At 39.8% G+C, this 19,335-nt stretch carries 17 protein-coding genes and 2 pseudogenes; 18 read left to right on the top strand and 1 reads right to left on the bottom strand.

Annotation, left to right across the window (positions count from 1 at the left end; all coding sequences use genetic code 11):
- Positions 1 to 66 precede the first annotated feature (66 nt).
- Together ATCC51562_RS09005 and ATCC51562_RS09000 are read left to right on the top strand one after the other, a co-directional pair.
- Positions 67 to 720: an AAA family ATPase gene (locus ATCC51562_RS09005; RefSeq protein ID WP_002950345.1), complete on the top strand. Its 654-nt coding sequence runs from the start codon at positions 67 to 69 to the stop codon at positions 718 to 720.
- A 154-nt stretch (positions 721 to 874) separates the two neighbouring features.
- Positions 875 to 1,441 carry a hypothetical protein gene (locus tag ATCC51562_RS09000; RefSeq protein WP_021091900.1) on the top strand — a complete coding sequence of 189 codons (567 nt, stop codon included), beginning with the start codon at positions 875 to 877 and terminating at the stop codon, positions 1,439 to 1,441.
- A gap of 133 nt (positions 1,442 to 1,574) precedes the next feature.
- Here the strand turns inward: ATCC51562_RS09000 and ATCC51562_RS08995 are convergent, their stop codons facing one another.
- Entirely contained in the window at positions 1,575 to 2,393 is an 819-nt protein-coding gene (locus ATCC51562_RS08995) for a replication initiation protein (protein WP_002950347.1), read from the bottom strand.
- A gap of 155 nt (positions 2,394 to 2,548) precedes the next feature.
- Between ATCC51562_RS08995 and purB the strand changes: the two genes are divergently transcribed.
- The 16 genes and pseudogenes from purB (at position 2,549) to ATCC51562_RS08915 (ending at position 19,321) form a co-directional block, all read left to right on the top strand.
- Entirely contained in the window at positions 2,549 to 3,880 is a 1,332-nt protein-coding gene (purB, locus tag ATCC51562_RS08990) for an adenylosuccinate lyase (RefSeq protein ID WP_021091911.1), read from the top strand.
- Positions 3,881 to 4,097: 217 nt separating this feature from the next.
- Positions 4,098 to 6,473, top strand: a complete 2,376-nt coding sequence (locus ATCC51562_RS08985) for a ribonucleoside-diphosphate reductase subunit alpha (protein ID WP_021091904.1) — start codon at positions 4,098 to 4,100, stop codon at positions 6,471 to 6,473.
- A 56-nt stretch (positions 6,474 to 6,529) separates the two neighbouring features.
- On the top strand, positions 6,530 to 7,645 hold the full coding sequence (locus ATCC51562_RS08980; protein ID WP_035167672.1) for a hypothetical protein: 1,116 nt from the start codon (positions 6,530 to 6,532) through the stop codon (positions 7,643 to 7,645).
- 251 nt (positions 7,646 to 7,896) lie between these two features.
- Positions 7,897 to 10,179 (top strand): annotated as a pseudogene (locus ATCC51562_RS08975) (ribonucleoside triphosphate reductase).
- A gap of 84 nt (positions 10,180 to 10,263) precedes the next feature.
- Complete coding sequence (locus ATCC51562_RS08965; RefSeq protein ID WP_021091916.1) at positions 10,264 to 10,938, top strand: anaerobic ribonucleoside-triphosphate reductase activating protein; 675 nt, start codon at positions 10,264 to 10,266, stop codon at positions 10,936 to 10,938.
- 74 nt (positions 10,939 to 11,012) lie between these two features.
- A pseudogene (locus tag ATCC51562_RS08960) lies at positions 11,013 to 12,159 on the top strand (iron-containing alcohol dehydrogenase).
- A 29-nt stretch (positions 12,160 to 12,188) separates the two neighbouring features.
- Positions 12,189 to 12,830: an NAD(P)H-binding protein gene (locus ATCC51562_RS08955; protein WP_021091896.1), complete on the top strand. Its 642-nt coding sequence runs from the start codon at positions 12,189 to 12,191 to the stop codon at positions 12,828 to 12,830.
- Positions 12,827 to 13,597 carry an SDR family NAD(P)-dependent oxidoreductase gene (locus ATCC51562_RS08950; protein WP_021091926.1) on the top strand — a complete coding sequence of 257 codons (771 nt, stop codon included), beginning with the start codon at positions 12,827 to 12,829 and terminating at the stop codon, positions 13,595 to 13,597. Before ATCC51562_RS08955 ends, ATCC51562_RS08950 begins: the two co-directional genes overlap by 4 nt.
- Before the next feature lie 70 nt (positions 13,598 to 13,667).
- The gene (locus tag ATCC51562_RS08945) at positions 13,668 to 15,104 is read left to right on the top strand and encodes a subtype B tannase (RefSeq protein WP_021091923.1); all 1,437 of its coding nucleotides are present in this window, start codon (positions 13,668 to 13,670) and stop codon (positions 15,102 to 15,104) included.
- A gap of 15 nt (positions 15,105 to 15,119) precedes the next feature.
- Positions 15,120 to 15,800 carry a putative quinol monooxygenase gene (locus ATCC51562_RS08940; RefSeq protein WP_021091912.1) on the top strand — a complete coding sequence of 227 codons (681 nt, stop codon included), beginning with the start codon at positions 15,120 to 15,122 and terminating at the stop codon, positions 15,798 to 15,800.
- Positions 15,801 to 15,808: 8 nt separating this feature from the next.
- Positions 15,809 to 16,108: a hypothetical protein gene (locus tag ATCC51562_RS09870; protein WP_235044204.1), complete on the top strand. Its 300-nt coding sequence runs from the start codon at positions 15,809 to 15,811 to the stop codon at positions 16,106 to 16,108.
- A gap of 12 nt (positions 16,109 to 16,120) precedes the next feature.
- Positions 16,121 to 17,380 (top strand): tannase/feruloyl esterase family alpha/beta hydrolase, encoded by a 1,260-nt coding sequence (locus ATCC51562_RS08935; protein ID WP_235044203.1) that lies wholly within the window; start codon positions 16,121 to 16,123, stop codon positions 17,378 to 17,380.
- Between the two features lie 29 nt (positions 17,381 to 17,409).
- Positions 17,410 to 17,970 carry an NAD(P)H-dependent oxidoreductase gene (locus ATCC51562_RS08930; protein WP_021091899.1) on the top strand — a complete coding sequence of 187 codons (561 nt, stop codon included), beginning with the start codon at positions 17,410 to 17,412 and terminating at the stop codon, positions 17,968 to 17,970.
- A complete protein-coding gene (locus ATCC51562_RS08925; protein ID WP_021091925.1) occupies positions 17,967 to 18,191 on the top strand; it encodes a DUF2798 domain-containing protein in 225 nt (74 codons plus the stop codon). The genes ATCC51562_RS08930 and ATCC51562_RS08925 overlap by 4 nt, the downstream gene beginning before the upstream one ends.
- 93 nt (positions 18,192 to 18,284) lie before the next feature.
- Positions 18,285 to 18,929, top strand: coding sequence for a ferritin family protein (locus ATCC51562_RS08920; protein WP_021091887.1), 645 nt, complete (start codon positions 18,285 to 18,287; stop codon positions 18,927 to 18,929).
- 101 nt (positions 18,930 to 19,030) lie between these two features.
- The gene (locus ATCC51562_RS08915) at positions 19,031 to 19,321 is read left to right on the top strand and encodes a DUF5339 domain-containing protein (RefSeq protein WP_021091917.1); all 291 of its coding nucleotides are present in this window, start codon (positions 19,031 to 19,033) and stop codon (positions 19,319 to 19,321) included.
- Positions 19,322 to 19,335: the final 14 nt, after the last annotated feature.

The following is a 19,335-nucleotide window of genomic DNA, read 5'->3' as shown; positions in this document are numbered from 1 at the left end:
ATATTTTATTATTTATTAAGTTTAAGGCGATATAATCATTTTAAATTTTTATGCAAAGGAGAGATGATGATAGTATCGATCTGCAACGAAAAAGGCGGTAGCGGAAAAAGTACGCTTGCCACGAACATAGCCATAAATCAAGGCATGGTAAAAGGCGAGTCGCTTTTGCTGCTGGATACCGACCCGCAAAAGTCGATCGCCACGTTTTTAAATATACGAAACGAAGAGGGGCATCCAAAGGCATTTGATTTTGCTTACAAATACGGCGAAAATTTAAAGGAATTTCTGCAAAACGTAGATCGCGGCAAAGACATAGTCGTAGACACGGGCGGCCGAGATAGCAGAGAGATGCGAATAGCCATCGCTCTAAGCGACATCGTGATAATCCCGACCATTCCAAGCCAGTTTGACGTAAGCGTCCTAGACAAAATGGTCAATATCGTAAAAATGGCCAAAGAGCAAAACGAAAAGCTGCAAGCCTATATTGTAATAAACCGAGCCTCGACCAACCCGTTTTTATACAAGAAAATAGACAGCCTGAAAGCATTTATCGAGGAGCTTCAAGAGGATTACATAAGGCTAGCGGGCACGATCATATTTGAGCGCGAGCGCTACAAAATAGCCACACAACTAGGCTACGGCGTAGTCGAGATGAATGATGGCAACAAGGCGGAGCAAGAAATCAAAAACTTATGCGAAGAGATATTTTTAAAAGGGTAAAAAATAAGCATTTTATCGTTTTTTTAGTATAAATTTAGGAAATTTATTATTTTTAGTTTTGCGAAAAATTAAAAATAATGCTATCTTAATTTTTAATATTTTATTTTTTATTAAGATTAAGAGATTAGAATTTTAAAAAATAAAAGGGAAGAAAATGGACTTTAAAAGAGCAAGCAACTCTACGGACAAGCTAGAGGAATTTATAGCTGGGGCGGACACACAAAAAGAAGCGCCGGCAAAAAAGAGCAAAGTGGCGATAGGGACGAAATTCTCAAAGGAACTGGCCGTAAAAATACGAAAAAAATATCCGACGTATACGCTGGCCAAATTTATAGAGCTTGCCCTAACGACGCCGATACCGCATATAAAAGACGATGTGCTGATAACAATTTATGATCAGGCCAAATGGTTCAACACCAGCATGAGCGAGTTTGTGCGGTTTAAAATGGGGCTTATCGAGGTGCCGCAGCCAAACGATCCAAAGGACGTGCAGCATATAAAAAATTATATCGTATTCGTAAGTGATTCCAAGAAAGAGAAAATAAGGCAGATCGCAGAGAGTCTAGAAGTAAGCATCCTGACGTATTCAGACGTTAAAATTTTAGCCACATACGAGCTAAAGGATATTTTTACCTTTGACGAACTGATGCAGTTTAAAGCCGAAGCGAACAACTACGACCTAGATACGGACGAATACATCGCTATGAGAATAAGAGGATAGCGCAGAACCCGGCAATTTATTTGTACCGGGAATGCATTGTTTTAAAATAATTTTAAGTCCCTAGAAGCCCTGTAAGCGACGATAAGGATCAAAGCAATAGGGTTATGCGCCTAAAGCGACAAGAGGCGCAGTTTTAAGCCCCTATTCTTTCTGATTTTTCATTCAAAATAAATTTGAACGAGTAGCCGACCACCGCTTTTTTATTGCCGTCAGCTATTCTTTTCTCAAAAAGAAGTTTTTTGAAATAGCTTTCATTTAATTCGTTTATAGACGGATTAATTACAAAGCGATCCAAATCGGAAGCGTTATATTTAGCCGGTGCACTCATAAATCTTTCAAAGTCGTCTCTATTAAAATTTACACACTTAAAGCCGTCTTTATCGGCTTTTACGTTTTCGTATTGATGCAGGAGTCGATATAAAGTCTTGGCAAATTTGCCCTTAATCGCAACAAAGTCGTTTAAATCTATTTTCATAAATTTAAGGGTACTGAATAAAATCTCAAGAGCAACCGGGTTTAATCTAAAACTTAATGATTGCTTATTTCTAAAAATCCGAATATCCGTAAAAAATACGCCTACGGTAGTTATTTCATCATCTTCGGTAATTTCGACACTCCTATAGATGGCAGCGCCGTCTTGCCCTAGAACTTTGGCTCTAAAATTCTTTACTTCATCGTTAAATCTGGTTTTATTCAGGCCGGACGGCATAAATCTACAAATTTCAGAGTAAGGCATTTCAATAAATTTGGCATTTTCAACATAGCCCATCTGCTTTGCATACCAGCAGATCGTAAAGAAAATATCATAATCCCTAGCCGTGAAATTAACCGGGAATAACACAGAGTTCATTTTGTTTCGAAAGACAAGCGTGCCGCTCTTTTCGGCTTTAACAACTCTACTGGCTTTTAACACGAAATCACCTTCCTCAAAATAGAAAGAAATTTCACTCATGTCTATACCTCGCAGTTTAAAGATTTAACTGCTATAATAGAGTAAATTTAATGTGTTGCGACTTAAATTTTATAAAATTATACTATGTGATTTTTAGCTTTCAAGGCTAAAATTTACTTTTATGATAAGAAAAACTAATACAAAAAGGTTCAACAATGGTCGAAAGATACTCGCGTAAAGAGATGGCTGAAAAGTGGAGTATACAAGCAAAGTATGACGCTTGGCTCAAGGTAGAAAAAGCTGCCGTTAAAGCTTGGAATAAGCTTGGCTTCATAAGCGACAGCGACTGCGAGAAAATTTGCAAAAACGCTAATTTTGAAGTGGCTCGCATCGACGAGATAGAAAAGACAACAAAACACGACGTGATCGCATTTTTAACAAGCGTCAGCGAGAGCCTTGGCGATGAGAGTAGATTCGTGCATTATGGCATGACCTCAAGCGACTGCATTGACACAGCCGTCGCACTTCAGATGAAAGAGAGCCTAGAGCTCATCATCAGCGACGTAGAGGAATTTATGCAGGCGGTCAAAAACAGAGCGATCGAGCACAAGCACACGCTTATGGTCGGTAGAAGTCACGGCATCCACGGCGAGCCGATAACTTTTGGCCTTGTGCTTGCTATCTGGTACGACGAGATTGCAAGGGCGCTAAAGCTCATCAAAGATGCAAAAGATACAATCAGCTACGGTAAGCTCTCAGGTGCTATGGGAAATTTAGCCCACGCTCCGATGGAATTTGAAGAGCTAACATGCGAGGAGCTAGGTCTTAAAGCTGCCCCAGCATCAAACCAAGTGATCCAGCGCGACCGCTACGCCCATGTGGTAAGCGCCATCGCAGTTCTAGCCTCTACTTGTGAGAAGATCGCAGTTGCCATTAGGCACTACCAAAGGACTGAGGTTTATGAGGCAGAGGAGTATTTTAGCCCAGGACAAAAGGGCTCAAGTGCGATGCCACACAAACGCAATCCAGTCCTTAGCGAAAACATCACTGGTCTTTGCAGAGTACTTCGCTCATACGTCACGCCTGCACTTGAAAACGTCGCCCTTTGGCACGAGCGTGACATCAGCCACAGCTCGGTTGAGAGATTTATCCTGCCAGATATGTTTATCACGGCTGATTTTATGCTGGTTCGCATCAAAAATTTGATAGCAAATTTAGTCGTCTATCCAGAAAATATGATGAAAAATTTAAATTTAACAGGCGGACTAGTCTTTTCACAGCGCGTACTTTTGCAGCTACCGCAACGTGGAATTTCTAGAGAGGACGCCTACAAGATCGTTCAGCGCAATGCTATGAAGGTCTGGGCAGACTTGCAAGAGGGTAAAAAAGCGATCGACGAGCAAGGTCACAGCCTATTTTTACAAAATTTACTAAACGACGAGGATCTAACCAAGAGCCTTAGCAAAGATGAGATCAAAGAGTGCTTTGACTACAACTACTACACTAAAAATGTAGATAGAATTTTTGCCAGAGTTTTTGGTAAGTAATTTAAATGCAAGAAGCAAATTTATGCTTCTTGCTTCAAGACATCGCTTCAAAAATTTTTACAATCATTTTAAAATAAGATCAAATTTTTTAATTTTTTAAAAATAAAATATTATTTCTTGAGTTAAATTTTATATTTAAAAGCACTTTTTAACAAAGAGAGTTTTTATCTCCTTTTGGATAAAATCCCAAATTAAAATTTAGCATGGAGAGATATTTTTGAAAGTTATAAAACGTAATGGCAGAACAGAAGAGCTTGATATAAGTAAGATCAAAAAATATACAAATGAAGCAGTTCTTGGACTGAGCAATGTAAGCCTTAGCGAGCTTGAGGTAGATGCGAAAATCCAGTTTAGGGACATGATCACGACTGAGGAAATTCAGCAGACTCTTATAAAAACAGCAGTTGATAAGATCGATATCGACCGCCCAAACTGGACATTTGTCGCTGCGAGACTATTTTTATACGACCTTTATCACAAAGTATCTGGCTTCAACGGCTACAATCACCTAAAAGACTATCTAGTAAAAGGCGAAAAGGTAGGCCGCATCATCCCTGGACTAAAAGAGAAGTACGATCTTGAGGATCTAAACGCTTACATTAGGCCTGAGCGCGACCTTCAGTTTGCATACCTTGGTATCAAAACGCTTTATGACCGCTATCTCATCAAAGACAAAAATGGCATGCCAATCGAGCTGCCACAGCATATGTTTATGGCGATCGCGATGTTTCTAGCGCAAAACGAGCTAGACAGTCAAGGCTGGGCTAAGAAATTTTACGACCTTATCTCTAAATTTGAAGTGATGCTAGCCACTCCGACGCTCTCAAATGCCCGTACGACGCGTCACCAGCTAAGCAGCTGTTACGTAGGCAGTACGCCTGATAATATCGAGGGAATTTTTGATAGCTACAAAGAGATGGCGCTACTTTCAAAATTTGGCGGCGGTATCGGCTGGGACTGGAGCAAGGTGCGTGCGATGGGCGGCAGTATCGACGGACACAAAAACGCAGCTGGCGGTATCATCCCATTTTTAAAAGTGACAAACGACATCGCAGTAGCGGTCGATCAGCTAGGCACTAGAAAGGGTGCGATCGCTGTTTATATCGAGCCTTGGCACATGGACGTGAGTGATTTTCTTGATCTTCGTAAAAATTCAGGCGAAGAGAGACGCCGTGCACATGAGCTTTTCCCTGCGCTTTGGATAAACGATCTATTTATGAAGCGTGTTAAAGAAAATGGCCGATGGAGCCTCTTTGACCCAGCTCAAGTAAGCGACCTTTGCGACCTTTATGGCGAGGAATTTGAGAAGAGATATTTAGAGTATGAAAACGACGAAAATATCCAGAAAAACACCATCCTTGCAAAAGAGCTTTGGAAGAAAATTTTAACTAGCTATTTTGAAACTGGCATGCCATTTTTGTGCTTTAAAGACAATGCTAACAAAACAAATCCAAACGACCATGAAGGTATCATAAGAAGCTCAAATTTATGCACTGAAATTTTCCAAAACACAGCACCAAACTACTATAAGATCAAGATCACTTATGAAGACGGTAGCGAGGAGCTATTTGACGAAGAAGAAGACGTCACTGTCGATAGCGGCATAACTAAAAAAGCCAAAAAGCTTAGCGCGCTTGATAGCCTAAAAGGCAAGCAAATTTTTATCGTAGAAAAAGAGAGCATCGAGGGCAAAACGGCAGTTTGCAACCTTGCAAGTATAAATTTGAGTAAGATAAACAGTAAAGAGGACATCGAGCGTGTCGTGCCGATAGCTATCAGGATGCTTGATAACGTGATAGATCTAAATTTCTACCCACACAAAAAGGTAAAACACACAAACTTAGCTTCTCGCTCGATCGGCCTTGGCGTCATGGGTGAGGCGCAAATGCTAGCCGAGAAAAACGTAAAATGGGGCAGCTACGAGCACTTGGCGCTGATTGATAGCATAATGGAAAACATAAGCTACAACGCGATCTACGCTAGCTCAAATTTAGCCGTAGAAAAGGGTGTCTATCCAAAATTTGAGGGCTCAAAATGGAGTAAAGGCATCATGCCGATAGACACCGCAAACGAGAACGCAAAAGCGCTTTTAAACGACAAAGGTGGGCTATTTGACGAAAATGTCTGCGACTGGGATAAGCTAAGAGAAAAAGTTAAGCGTGACGGCATGAGAAACGGCTACCTAATGGCGATCGCTCCAACTAGCTCGATCTCGATCCTCGTTGGCACTACTCAGACCATCGAGCCGGTCTATAAACGCAAGTGGTTTGAGCACAACCTAAGTGGCATGATCCCAAATGTCGTGCCAAATTTAAGCCCTGATACTTGGCAGTTTTACACGCCAGCTTACGAGCTTGATCAAAGAATTCTTATAAAAGCAGGCGCTATCCGCCAAAAATGGATCGATCAAGGTCAAAGTCTAAATATTTTCATGAGCTTAGACAAAGCAAGCGGCGGATATCTAAGTGAAATTTACACGCTTGCATGGGAGCTCGGACTAAAATCAACCTACTATCTACGCTCAGAGTCACCAGACAGCGAAAAACTAAACGACGTGGCTGACCGCTCGATCGAATGCGAAGGGTGTCAGTAAAGAACTTTTTACAATAAGATGTTTGATTTGTTTTCTTATTTTGGAGTAATAAGGCTATGAAAGTATGGTTGTTGTATTTTATAAAATATGTTTATAGAATTTTAAAAAATAAAGATACTTATTCTATTCTTGGCAATATTGCAACTATTATTGTTGCAATAACTGCCATATACGGATATATTTATACAATCAAACCAACATTCGAAATTAAAATGCTAGAAAAACAAGTAGCTATATTAAACGAAAAAGAACAAAATATTACCATCGAAAATCAAAAAATTAGCAAAGAATTATTAAAGAAATCAAATGAACTTAATACGACTAATATTAGAATAGCTGAACTTAATAAGAAAGAAAACGATCTTAAAAACACCAATAATGCCTTAATTAAACAAATGGAAGAATATGAAAAAAATATACAAGATTTAAGAAGTAAAGAAGTGGTTTATAAACAAAATTTAATAGACTTAAAAAAATTATATACCAACACAACAATTGAATATATCTCCTATAAAAGCATGTTAACCGATTTATTTGATGATAGAAATGTATCTAATATTTTTAAAATAAAAAATATTAACAATATTGATCAAGATTTAAAAAAATCTCTGATATTGCCTATTGATAGAATAAAACAACAACTTAATAAATTATATGAATATTTAGGCAATGCTAAAAGTAGCTCAGAAAAAGATATTTATGAGGATATAATCAAAAGATATTTATCTAATATGAAAAAATATCAAGAAATCTTGTTTATTCAAGAACCTGATTATAAACTATGGAAAGATAGTTTTTTAAAAGCAGTAGAGACAAAGCAAAAATTTGTAAATATATGTAAAAAAGATTATGAAAAAGAATTTATAGAAATTAACATAAAAAATAGTAATTGGAATGGTAATGATTTAAAATATATGCGAGAAAGTGGTGAGATAACAAAAGCAGTAGAAAAACATAGCGATTGTGAAAGGAATATTAACTTTCATATAGAATATTTATTTTTTGAAAAATGGTTAGAAAATCAAAATATTATTTCAGACATAGGATTTGATATGTTGAATCTTGTATATGGAAAAATAGATATAAAACAGTTAAAATCTCGCGAATTATTATCTCCACCAAGCGAAGCAGATATAGAAAAGTATATTCTGGATATCTATAAAATTAAATAGCCATAATGCTATATAATCTAATTAATATACTAATTTAAAAACTTAAATTAAAATAATTATTTAAGTAAAATAATCAAAATTTAACTTAAAATACTTATATAACGTAAATTTATGCTTTAAGAAAACTTCATAAAATTTTATATTTTTTGATAAATATTATTAAACAAAATAAAATAGTTGTCTATTGTTTAAGCTATCTTGTCCTATACTTTAAAACTCCATATTAAAAAAACAATCGGAAAGAGTGAGTGATGCGTGAGATTTTAAAACGAGACGGCACAAGACAAGAATTTGTAGCATACAAGATAGTAGATGCGATAAAAAAAGCATTTGCTAGCGAAAATTTAGCTTATGATGAGAAAGTTTTTACAAATGTTGTCCAAGATATCTTTCAAAAATCAAGCGCGATAACAGTCGAAGACATCCAAGATGCGATCGAAAAAGAGCTATTTAATAGTGGATATTTCGACGTTTTAAAGAGCTTTATGCTCTACCGCCACACGCATAAGCTTCAGCGTGAGCAAATTTTAGGCCTAAATGACGATACAACTTACATAAATTCAACTCAAACGATAAATGAGTATATAAACGGCACCGACTGGAGAATTTCTGCAAACTCAAATACAAGCTACTCAAACGCAGGTCTCATCAACAACACCGCTGGCAAAGTCATAGCAAACTACTGGCTAGACGCTGTTTATAGCAAAGAAGAAGGTCTTGCTCACAGAAATGGCGACTACCACATCCACGACCTTGACTGCCTTACAGGATATTGTGCTGGCTGGAGCTTGCGAGCTTTGTTAAACGAGGGCTTTAACGGCGTTCGTGGCAGAGTTGAGAGTAAAGCGCCAAAGCACTTTAGAGAAGCGCTTTATCAAATGGCAAATTTCTTAGGAATTTTGCAAAGCGAGTGGGCGGGTGCTCAGGCGTTTTCTAGCTTTGACACTTACCTTGCGCCTTATGTTTTTAAAGATGATCTAAGTGACGCTGAGATCAAAAAGGCTATCACTAGCTTTATTTTTAACTTAAATGTGCCTGCACGCTGGGGACAAAGTCCATTTACAAATGTAACTATTGATATCACTTGTCCAAGCGACCTAAGAGATCAGATCCCAACGAGTGATGATATACACCTCTTTACAAATGTAAAAGACGAGAAAATTTTGAAAAAAGCAAACGAGCGTGGTAGAAAAAATTTGATCGATATGACCTACAAGGACTTCGAGCCTGAAATGGCACGCATAGATAAGGCATTTTACGAGGTCTTAACAGCTGGCGATAAGTGCTCGCAGCCTTTCACATTTCCGATACCAACGGTAAATATTACAGAGGATTTTGACTGGGATAGCGAAGTGGCGGATGTACTCTTTGAAAATACCGCCAAAATGGGTTCAAGCTACTTTCAAAATTTCATTGGCTCACAATATACTTATGACGAAAATGGCAATAAGATAGAAAACGAAAAAGCCTACAAACCAGGACATGTTCGCTCTATGTGCTGCCGTTTGCAGCTTGATCTAAGAGAGCTTTTAAAACGAGGTGGTGGTCTTTTTGGTAGTGCAGAGATGACAGGCTCTATCGGCGTTGTTACTATAAATTTAGCTCGCCTAGGATACAACTTCAAAGGCGATAAAGTCGCACTTTATAACAGGCTAAGCTATCTTTTAGAGCTTGCTAAATCAACACTTGAAAAAAAGCGCAAATTTATCCAAGAGATGTATGACAGAGGGCTTTATCCTTATACAGCTAGATATCTAAAGCACTTTAATAACCACTTTAGCACGATTGGCATAAATGGTATGAACGAACTTCTTAGAAATTTCACAAATGATAAAGAGAATATCTCAACAAAATTTGGACGTGATTTTGCTATTGAGATGGTCGAGTTTTTACGTGATAAGATAAGGACATTTCAAGAAGAGACTGGAAATTTATACAACCTTGAGGCGACTCCAGCTGAGGGCACGACATACCGCTTTGCCAAAGAGGATAAAAAGCGCTATCCAGACATCATCCAAGCAGGTGGCGGGGAGAATATTTACTACACAAACTCAACCCAGCTTCCAGTAAATTTTACAGATGATGCTTACGAGGCACTTGATTTGCAAGATGATCTTCAGACTTCATACACCGGTGGCACAGTATTTCACCTTTATATGAAAGAAAGGATTAGCTCACCTAAAGCTTGCAAGGAGCTTGTAAAGAGCATAATCTCAAATTATAAGCTTCCATATATCACGATAACGCCTGTATTTAGCGTTTGTTCAAAACATGGCTATATTGCTGGAGAGCATGAATTTTGTCCGCTTTGTGATGCAGAATTAATAGAAAAAGAGAAAAACAATTCCAAATAAGGAGAGGAAATGACAGAAAAAGAAATTTTAGAAAAAGTACAAGACAAACGCACAAAATGCGTAGTCTATACTCGTGTTATGGGTTATCATCGCCCAGTTGAGAGCTTTAACCTTGGTAAAAAAGGTGAGCATAAAGAGCGTATTAAATTTGATGAATACGCAAGTTGCTGCAAAAGATAATCACCGCAGCCAATAAAAATATAAAAACTCAAATAAAAAAGGCACAATCTTCTGTGCCTTTTAAATCTCAAAAGGTCCATAAATTTGCATAAAGTCTTTAGTATAACACCATTTACTACGCTTGATTATCCAGACAAAGTCGCTGCGGTAGTTTGGTTTGCAGGCTGTAATATGCGATGCGTGTATTGCTACAATATAGAAGTTGTAAATTCAAATGGCAATATAGAAATGGATGAGGTTTGTAACTTCTTAGATCGCCGCATAGGCAAGCTAAATGGCATCGTCTTTAGCGGTGGCGAATGCACGGCAAATCCTTTGTTTTTAAAACTTGCAAGAGAGGTTAAGTCAAGAAATTTTTGTCTAAAGGTCGATACAAATGGCTCTCATATTGAGATTTTAAAAGAGGTGATAGGTGAAGGGTTGATTGACTATATTGCACTTGATTTTAAAGCGCCAAAAGAGAAATTTACGGGCGTAACTGGCTCAAATTTATATGAAAAATTTATTAGCACACTAAAGTATCTGCTTGAGATAAATTTTGATTTTGAAGTAAGAACAACCGTGCATGCAGATTTTTTAGATGAAACAGATATTTCTTTGATGTCTGAAATTCTTTATGACCTTGGATATAGAGGCAATTATTATTTGCAAAAATTCCTTAGCACAGGTGAAAATTTTGGAAATTTAGTTGATGCTAAAAGTAGCTTTGATCCGAAAAAAATCATCTCAAAACTTCCTATTAAACTAAGAAATTTTTAAATTTCTACTCATTATTTTTAACAAAAATTTTTGCTTTACAAAACTATAATCATTAAAACTAATAAGGAGAAACTATGCAAAATTTTAGCTTTTTAAACCCTACAAAAATAGAATTTGGCAAAGACAAAGAGCAAAATATCGGCAGATACATGAAAGAATTTGGCGTTAAAAAGACGCTTATCATCTATGGCAGCGACAGGATCATGAAAAACGGACTTTTTGATGTCGCAGCAAAGAGCCTAAGTGCAAATGGTATCGAGTTTTGCAAGATCGGTGGCGTGAAATCAAATCCTGTGCTAAGCAAGGTAAATGAGGCTATAAATTTAGCTAAAAAGCAAGGTGTCGATAGCGTGCTAGCCATAGGCGGCGGCTCGGTGCTTGATAGCGCCAAGGCGGTGGCTGCAGGCGTGAAGTATAACGGCGACGTTTGGGACTTTTTTACCGGCAAAGATCCAAGTGAAGCGCTTATGATCTTTGACATCATAACACTTGCTGCAACTGGCTCAGAGATGAACGGTGGCGCAGTCGTCACAAATGAAGCCACAAAAGAGAAATTTGCTATGCATGGGGCATGTCTTTACCCAAAAGTTTCAGTGATAAATCCACTGCTTCAAGCAAGTGTTAGCAAGGAGTATTTGGTCTATTCAGCTTCTGACATCATCGCTCACAGCATCGAGGGATACTTTACGGCTAGCATTCAGCCTGAGATCATAAATTTATACATTGAAGCAAACATAAAAACCGTTATGAAAACGACTGAAATTTTGCTAAAAGAGCCAAAAAACTATGACGCTAGAGGCGAGTTTGCTTGGGCTGCGACGATGGCGCTAAATGGCTTAACTTACGTTGGCACAGCTGGCTACTCTTATCCAAATCACATGATCGAAGCACGCCATAGGTGCGGTGGTTGATTGCGCGCATGGAGCTGGGCTAAGTGTGGTGATGCCAGCTTGGATGAAGTGGTATAAGAGTAGAAATTTAGAGGCATTTAAGCGCTTTGGCAAAGAAATTTTTGGCGTGGATGACGCAGACGCAGGCATTGAAAAGCTAAAAGAGTGGTTTAGTAAGATTGGCACACCTACAAGCCTTATTGAAATCGGCGTTGATGAGACAAATTTAGATGAGATAATGGCTTTAGTTTATGACTACGCCAAGGGTAGGGGCTTGGAGCAAATTTATACAAAAGAGGCCATAAGTGAAATTTTTGCCTTAGCGAGATAGAATTTATCTAAATTTTACAAAGGAAAGATATGAAAAAGATCGCCCTTATAGCTGGAGCTAGCGGTGCTTTGGGAAGTGAGATTTTAAAAAATTTATGTACGAGCGAGCATTACAACAAGGTTATCGCCCTTGCTAGGCATGAGCTAGAATTTACTCACGAAAAGCTTGAAGTAAAAGTAATAAATTTTGACGAGCTAAAAGATGAGGTGCCATTTATCGCTGATGATGTCTTTTGCGCGCTTGGCACGACGATGAAAGTGGCAAAGCACAAAGAACAGTTTTATAAAGTCGATGTGACCTATCCGCTAAATTTTGCCAAATTTGGCTTGGAGTGCGGGGCAAAACGCTTTGTTTTACTTTCAGCCGCAGGTGCTAGCAGAAAGTCAGGCTCGTTTTACCTAAAGGCAAAAGGCCAGGCAGAAGCAAAGATAAAAGAGCTTGGATATAGCTCATTTCACGTCGTTAGGCTACCACTTATCGAAGCTGAAAGGAAAGAATTTAGACTTGGCGAGTACCTGGCGATAAAGGCGTTTAAATTTATCCCAAAAGGCTTTTTTGACGAGTATCGTCCGATGAAGGCGGTTGGTATCGCTAAAGTGATCGTGCAAGTAGCGCAAGATGACCATAGCGAGGGCGTGAAAATTTATAGCCCGATGGAGTATGCGAAGTGAAAAGATACATTGCCATCACCGGAGCAAGCTCGGGCATAGGAGCGGCCGCGGCAAAGGTATTTGCAAGGCGCGGGGAGAATTTGATCCTTGTTGCAAGACGGGGCGAGCTTTTAGAAGAGCTAAAAAGCGAGATAGCTAAATTTGCAAATGTCAATGTGGTCATAGAGCTTTGCGACCTTTCAAAACAAGAAAATGTCCTCTCTCTTTGGCGAAATTTAGAAAAATTTGAGTTAAAAGCGCTTATAAACAATGCTGGCTTTGGCGACTATAACAAGGTCGGCGAGCAAAATTTAGACAAAATCACGCAGATGATAAATTTAAACATCATCTCTCTTGTCACGCTCTCAACGCTCTTTACGAAAAAGTATAAAGACAAAGATACGCAGCTTATAAACATCTCTTCGATAGGCGGCTACAAGATCGTGCCAAACGCCGTCACATACTGCGCTAGCAAATTTTTCGTAAGTGCCTTTAGCGAGGGACTTTACCACGAGCTAGCACAGGATAAGCAGGCGAAAATGCAGGCAAAAGTGCTAGCTCCAGCTGCTACAAAGACAGAATTTGGCATGGTGGCAACTAGCAAAAAGAGCTACGACTACGATAAGGCGTTTAAAAAGTATCACACGAGTGAAGAGATGGCAGAGTTTTTGTTGCGACTTTATGATAGCCATTACTGCGTTGGCTCGGTGGATAGAGATAGCTTTGAGTTTAGCTTAAGCAAGCCAAAATTTGACTACGCGATCAAATACGAGCCAAAAGATAACTAGGCGTTAAAGCCCTGGTAGCCTACGCCAAGGCTAGTAAAGCAAAAAGTAGGACAAAATAAAAAGGCAGATCATGAAAGGCTTTAGAGTTGCTATTTTAGGGGTTTGTTTGGCAGGTGCTTGCTTTGGCGGCGAGCTTAAATTTGATGAAAATAAATTTGAGCTAAAAAGCGTGCAAGTTGGCGAGAGGACGCTTAAATTTAGAGCCTACGAGGGAATAGTCTATGTGGCAAAGCCAGTTAGTGGCTACGAGGCGCTAAATTTCTACGTGCCAGAGGATAAATTTGGTGACCAAAAAGGGGCTATTTTCATGCCAAACGCGATCGGTGGCTACATGAGCGCCAAACCACAAAAGCCAGAAATCCAAAATGAAAAACCAAATGCCACTCTTGAAGCGCTTCTTAGAGGCTACGTCGTGGCAAGTGTTGGTGCTAGGGGCAGAACGCTAAAAGATGGCGAGAAATTTATCGGCAAAGCACCAGCTGCGATAGTCGATCTAAAAGCGGCCGTTAGATATCTTAAATTTAACGACAAATTTATGCCAGGCGACGCAAATAAGATCATCTCAAACGGCACGAGTGCAGGCGGCGCGATGTCGGCACTTCTAGGCACAAGCGCAAATGCAAAAGAGTATGAGCCATATCTTAAAGAGCTAGGCGCTGCAAAGGCGGACGATCAAATTTATGCCGTCTCAGCCTACTGCCCTGTGACAAATTTAGAGCATGAGGATGAGGCGTATGAGTGGATGTTTGGGTATTTGGATAAATTTGAAAGTATTGATTTTGCAAGCCTTGATGCGGCCAGCTTTAACGACAGGAGCAAAAAGCCAAAGACTATCACAGGCGAGCTAAACGCCACGCAAAAAGAGCTCTCACGTGAGCTAAAGAGTAAATTCCCAGCCTATCTAAACTCGCTAAATTTAAAAGATGCCAAAGGTCACGCACTAAGCCTTGACGAAAATGGCGAGGGCAACTTCAAAGAGTATATAAACGCGCTCATCTCAAGGGCATTTACCGCTACAAAAAGCAGCGACAAAAACACGCTAACGCCTAAATTTATAACTCTTGACACGCAGGGATGCTCGCTTGGATATACGTTTAAGCTAGAAGACTTCATCGCCTCACTAAAACGTGCCAAAGAGGTGGTTGCCTTTGACGGATTTGGGCTAGAAAATCCTGAAAACGATCTCTTTGGCGATAGCAAAACGCCTGCAAAGCACTTTACTAAATTTGCAAAAGAGCGAAGCTGGGGCGAGATGGCGGATGCTGGCGTCATAAAGATGATGAATGCGATGAACTACACTAAAAACAAAGAAGCGGCGAAATTTTACCGCATAAGGCAGGGCACAAACGATACCGATCTAGCGCTTGCCGTGCCTGCTATGCTAGCACTCTCGCTTAAAAATGCTGGCAAAGAGGTTGATTTCGAAGCGGTCTGGGGGCAAGGACATGGTGGTGACTACGATCTAGACGAGCTTTTTGCTTGGATTAAAAGAGTGGTTGAGAAATAAATTTAAGGAAATTTGATGATAAAAAAGCTATTTTTACTAGCAGTTTTGGCGGCGTTTGCCTTTGGGGCGGAGGCGAAGGTGAGCTTATATGAGCTGATTTCAACGCCAAATAATAAGAGCTTGCTAAAGCGTCTTGGCATGGAAAAAATACTAAGCTCAAAGAGCGAGCCAGGCACGCAGGCGATCTTTTTTGCGAGCGCAAAGAGCAAGCCAGAGCTGTTTTACGTGCTTGAGTTTTACAAGGACGAGGCGGCTTATAAAAAGCATATAAGCTCGGCGCATTTTAAGAAATTTGCAAGCGCAAGCGCTGAAATTTTAGCTAGCAAAAAGGCTATAAGCGTGAAAAAAAGGGCTTCGTTTTCAAAAAATTTAACGCCAGAGCGCTTAAAAGATGCCTACTTTCACATCACAAATTTAAGCCTTTTAGCAAAGAGCGATGCGAAATTTGAAAAGATCATCAAAAAATATATGCAAAAAAGCGTAGATGATGGTGCTTATGCGCAGTTTGCCTTTAGTCAAAAGGATGCGCCAAACAAATGGGTGCTGGTTGAAATCTACAAAGACGAAGCTAGCTTTGAGAGCTACCGCCACAGCGAAAACTACAAGGCTTATGCCAAAGAGCGAGCTGGGCTAATAGATGAATTTGACGGCTTTGGTCTTAATAATGAGACCTCATTTAGCAAGGTAAAATTTTAGGAGATGTTATGAAGAAAATTTCACTTTTTTGCGCACTTGCACTCATTGGTAGCACGGCTTTTGCCCTTGATAAGGCAGGATGCGAGAGTTTAAAAGATGTGAAAATTTTAAATAACGAGATGATAGATGCGGTGTGGAATGAGAGTGGCGAAGTATCAGCCGATAAGATGTCCGCGCTAACTAGTGGTAGTAAAAATAATATCAAAGCAAAGCCTCACTGCGTGGTGCATGGCAAACTCTATAAGCGCACCGGCTCAGATGGCAAAGAGTATGCGATTGATTACGAGCTAAGGCTGCCAGAGCAGTAGAATGAGAAGTTTTTGTTTCAAGGTGGAGGTGGCATGGACGGCTTTGTAGCGCCTGCTCTTGGTGCAGTACCGATACGAACAAGCACAGCCACGCCAGCGCTTCTTAGAGGCTATGCGGTCGTCACTACAAACTCAGGACACCCAGAGCCAACGGCTGAGTTTGGGCTAGATCAGCAAGCAAGGCTAGACTACGCCTATCAGGCGATCGGCAAGGTCACAGACACAGCTAAGCAAATTTTAGTCTCCGCATACGATAAAAAGCCAAAACATAGCTACTTTATGGGCTGCTCAAATGGCGGCAGGGCAGCGCTCATAGCAGCCCAGCGTTATCCGCTAGAATTTGATGGTGTCATCGCTGCAAACCCTGGCTTTAGGCTATCTCGCGCGGCGATCGCTCAGCAGTGGGACAATCAAGCCCTTATGAAGATAGCTCCGAAAAATGAAAAAGGCGAGAAAATTTTCGCAAATGCCCTAACTAAGGACGATCTTGACAAGCTAAGTCACGCCGTACTAGGAAAATGTGATGCCTTAGACGGACTAAAAGATGGGATCATAAATGCGTGGGAAGCGTGCAAATTTGATCCAAAAAGTCTAAATTTAGATAAGCAAAAGATAGTAGCGATAGAGAAAATCTTTAACGGAGCCAAAAACAGCAAGGGCGAGCAAATTTATAGTGGCTGGTTTTACGACTCAGGCGTGAGCGCTGAGGGCTGGAGGCAATGGAAACTAGGCGACTCGCAAAGTGCCAAGCCAAACGCTAGAAATATCACGCTTTCTAGCGGCTCGGTGAATTACTACTTTTTGACACCAGCGCAGCCAAATTTTGACACGATAAATTTCGACTTTGACAAAGACACGCCTAAGACTTTCGAGACCGCGGCGATAAATGACGCCATCTCAACAGACCTTAGCACATTTAGCGCAAATGGCGGCAAGCTAATCATCGTAACTGGCGTCTCAGACCCAGTTTTTTCAGCTAAAGATCAAAGGGATTGGTTTAAAAAGCTAGAGGCTGATAATGAAAATAGCCAAAATTTCGCGGCATTTTTCGCACTACCTGGGATGAACCACTGCGGTGGCGGCAACGGCATAGATGACGTGGATCCTTTAGGCGCGCTTGAAGCGTGGCATGAAAAGGGCGAAGCGCCAAAGAGCATGCTAGCAAAAAGCAAGACCTACGCTGGCAAGGAATTTTTGGTGTGTGCGCATCCAAAAGTGGCTACATACGTGGGTGCAGATGCGAGTAAGGCAAGTAGCTTTGTTTGCAAATAAATTTAAAGAAGTAAATTTAAGGAGAGAAAATGAGTGAAATTTTAGTTGTATCAGGTCACACTGACCTTGAAAATTCCTTTGCAAATAAAATCATCTTGGGCGAGCTAAAAAAGCAGGTGCCAGAGGCTAAATTTGACATATTAAGCGAGCTTTATAAAAACTACGTGATCGATGTAAAAGCCGAGCAAGAAAAGCTAGTAAAGGCTGATGTGATCGTGCTTGTTTATCCGTTTTTTTGGTACGGCGTACCATCGCTTTTACAAAAGTGGTTTGAAGATGTGCTAGTTCATGGCTTCTCTCACGGCAGCAAGGGAGATAAGCTACATGGCAAAAAGCTGGTGCTTTCATTTACCTCGGGCGCGCCTGAGGAGCTTTATAAAAAAGAGGCGCTTCAGCGCTACGAGATAGAGGAGTTTTTGCCGCCACTTAAGGCGTTAGCAAATATGTGTGGTATGGAGTTTGCAGGCTATGTTTATAGCGGAGGGCTATCATATCAGAGTAGGCACGATGAGGCAAAGCTTGCTTTGATGAAGCAAAAGGCACTTGATCATGCAAAAAGACTAGGCGAGCTGATAGGTAAAATTTCATGATACCAGCAAAATTTTATAAATATGTTTTTGCGTTTATAATGTCAGCATTTATGGCATTTTTTATGTCATTTGTGCTGACATATTTAAACCTTGGCTTTGTTGATGGCTTTGTAAAAATTTGGCTAATCGCTTATGTAAAAGCCTTTGTAGTGGCGTATCCTGTGCTTTTGCTAGTTTCTCCATTTGTAACAAAACTCACACAAATTTTATGTAAAAAATAAAATAATAATATACGTTATCAATAAAAATTATTATTTACTTATTTTAATTATTTGGTTATAATCCGCTTAAATTTTATCAAAATAGGAGTCAAAATGAGACAGTACGAAACATACAAATGCGAAAAATGCGGCAACGAGATCGAGGTTCAAAAAGTTGGCGGCGGCACACTAACCTGTTGCGGCGAAGAGATGAAATGCGTGACTGAAAATTTAACAGCGGTAAATTTGATGAAGGCATTTGCTGGCGAGTCACAAGCTAGAAACAAGTACGAGCTTTACGGCGACCTAGCCAAAGAAGCAGGCTATCACGCGATAGCTAGACACTTTTACGAAGCAGCTGAAAATGAAAAATGGCATGCAAGAGCTGAGTTTAAAAAATATCACGAGCTAATGAACGATCCGATCGATAAGATGGATAAAAATTTACTTGATGCGGCAGCTGGTGAAAACTACGAGCATACGACGATGTATCCAGACTTTGCAAAGATCGCAAAAGAAGAAGAGTTAAGAGATGTTGAAAGGCTATTTAACGCGATCGGCAAGGTTGAGGTTGAGCATGAGAGAGAGTATTTGGAGCTTAAAAAGATGCTTGATGAAGAGGGCTTTTTTGAGAGCGATGAGGAAGATATCTGGGTTTGTGAAGTGTGCGGACACGTTCACAGAGGCAAAAAAGCTCCAGGTGCTTGCCCACTTTGCAAAGCTCCAAAAGAGTATTTTAAACGCGAATTTCTAGGCTAAAAAGCCAAAAATAGCCAAGACGCTTGTCTTGGCTATTAATTTAAGTCATAAAATATTATAAAAATGATACAATCCTTTCAAATTTTCACAAGGAGAAAGAGATGAAAAAATCACTTTTAGTTTTAGCTACTCTTGGCTTTGCACTAAGCCTAAACGCTGCAGATCTTACAGATACTTGCAAGTCTTACTTCTCAGACATCGATAAGATGGTTGAAGCTTACAAAAAAGCTGGTCAAGATCAACAAGTAAAAATTTATGAAGATCAAAAGAAACAATCAATGGATCAACTTGCTGCACTTCCAAAAGAGCAACAAGACGCTACTTGCAAACAAGCTAAAGAGATGTTTGCTCAAGTAATGGAACAAATGAAAAAACAAGGTCTTTTAAAATAAATTTTATGGCTAGT

This window comes from Campylobacter concisus ATCC 51562, from assembly GCF_000466745.1.
Taxonomy (GTDB): domain Bacteria; phylum Campylobacterota; class Campylobacteria; order Campylobacterales; family Campylobacteraceae; genus Campylobacter_A; species Campylobacter_A concisus_B.
This window is presented reverse-complemented; position numbering and strand designations above follow the sequence as displayed.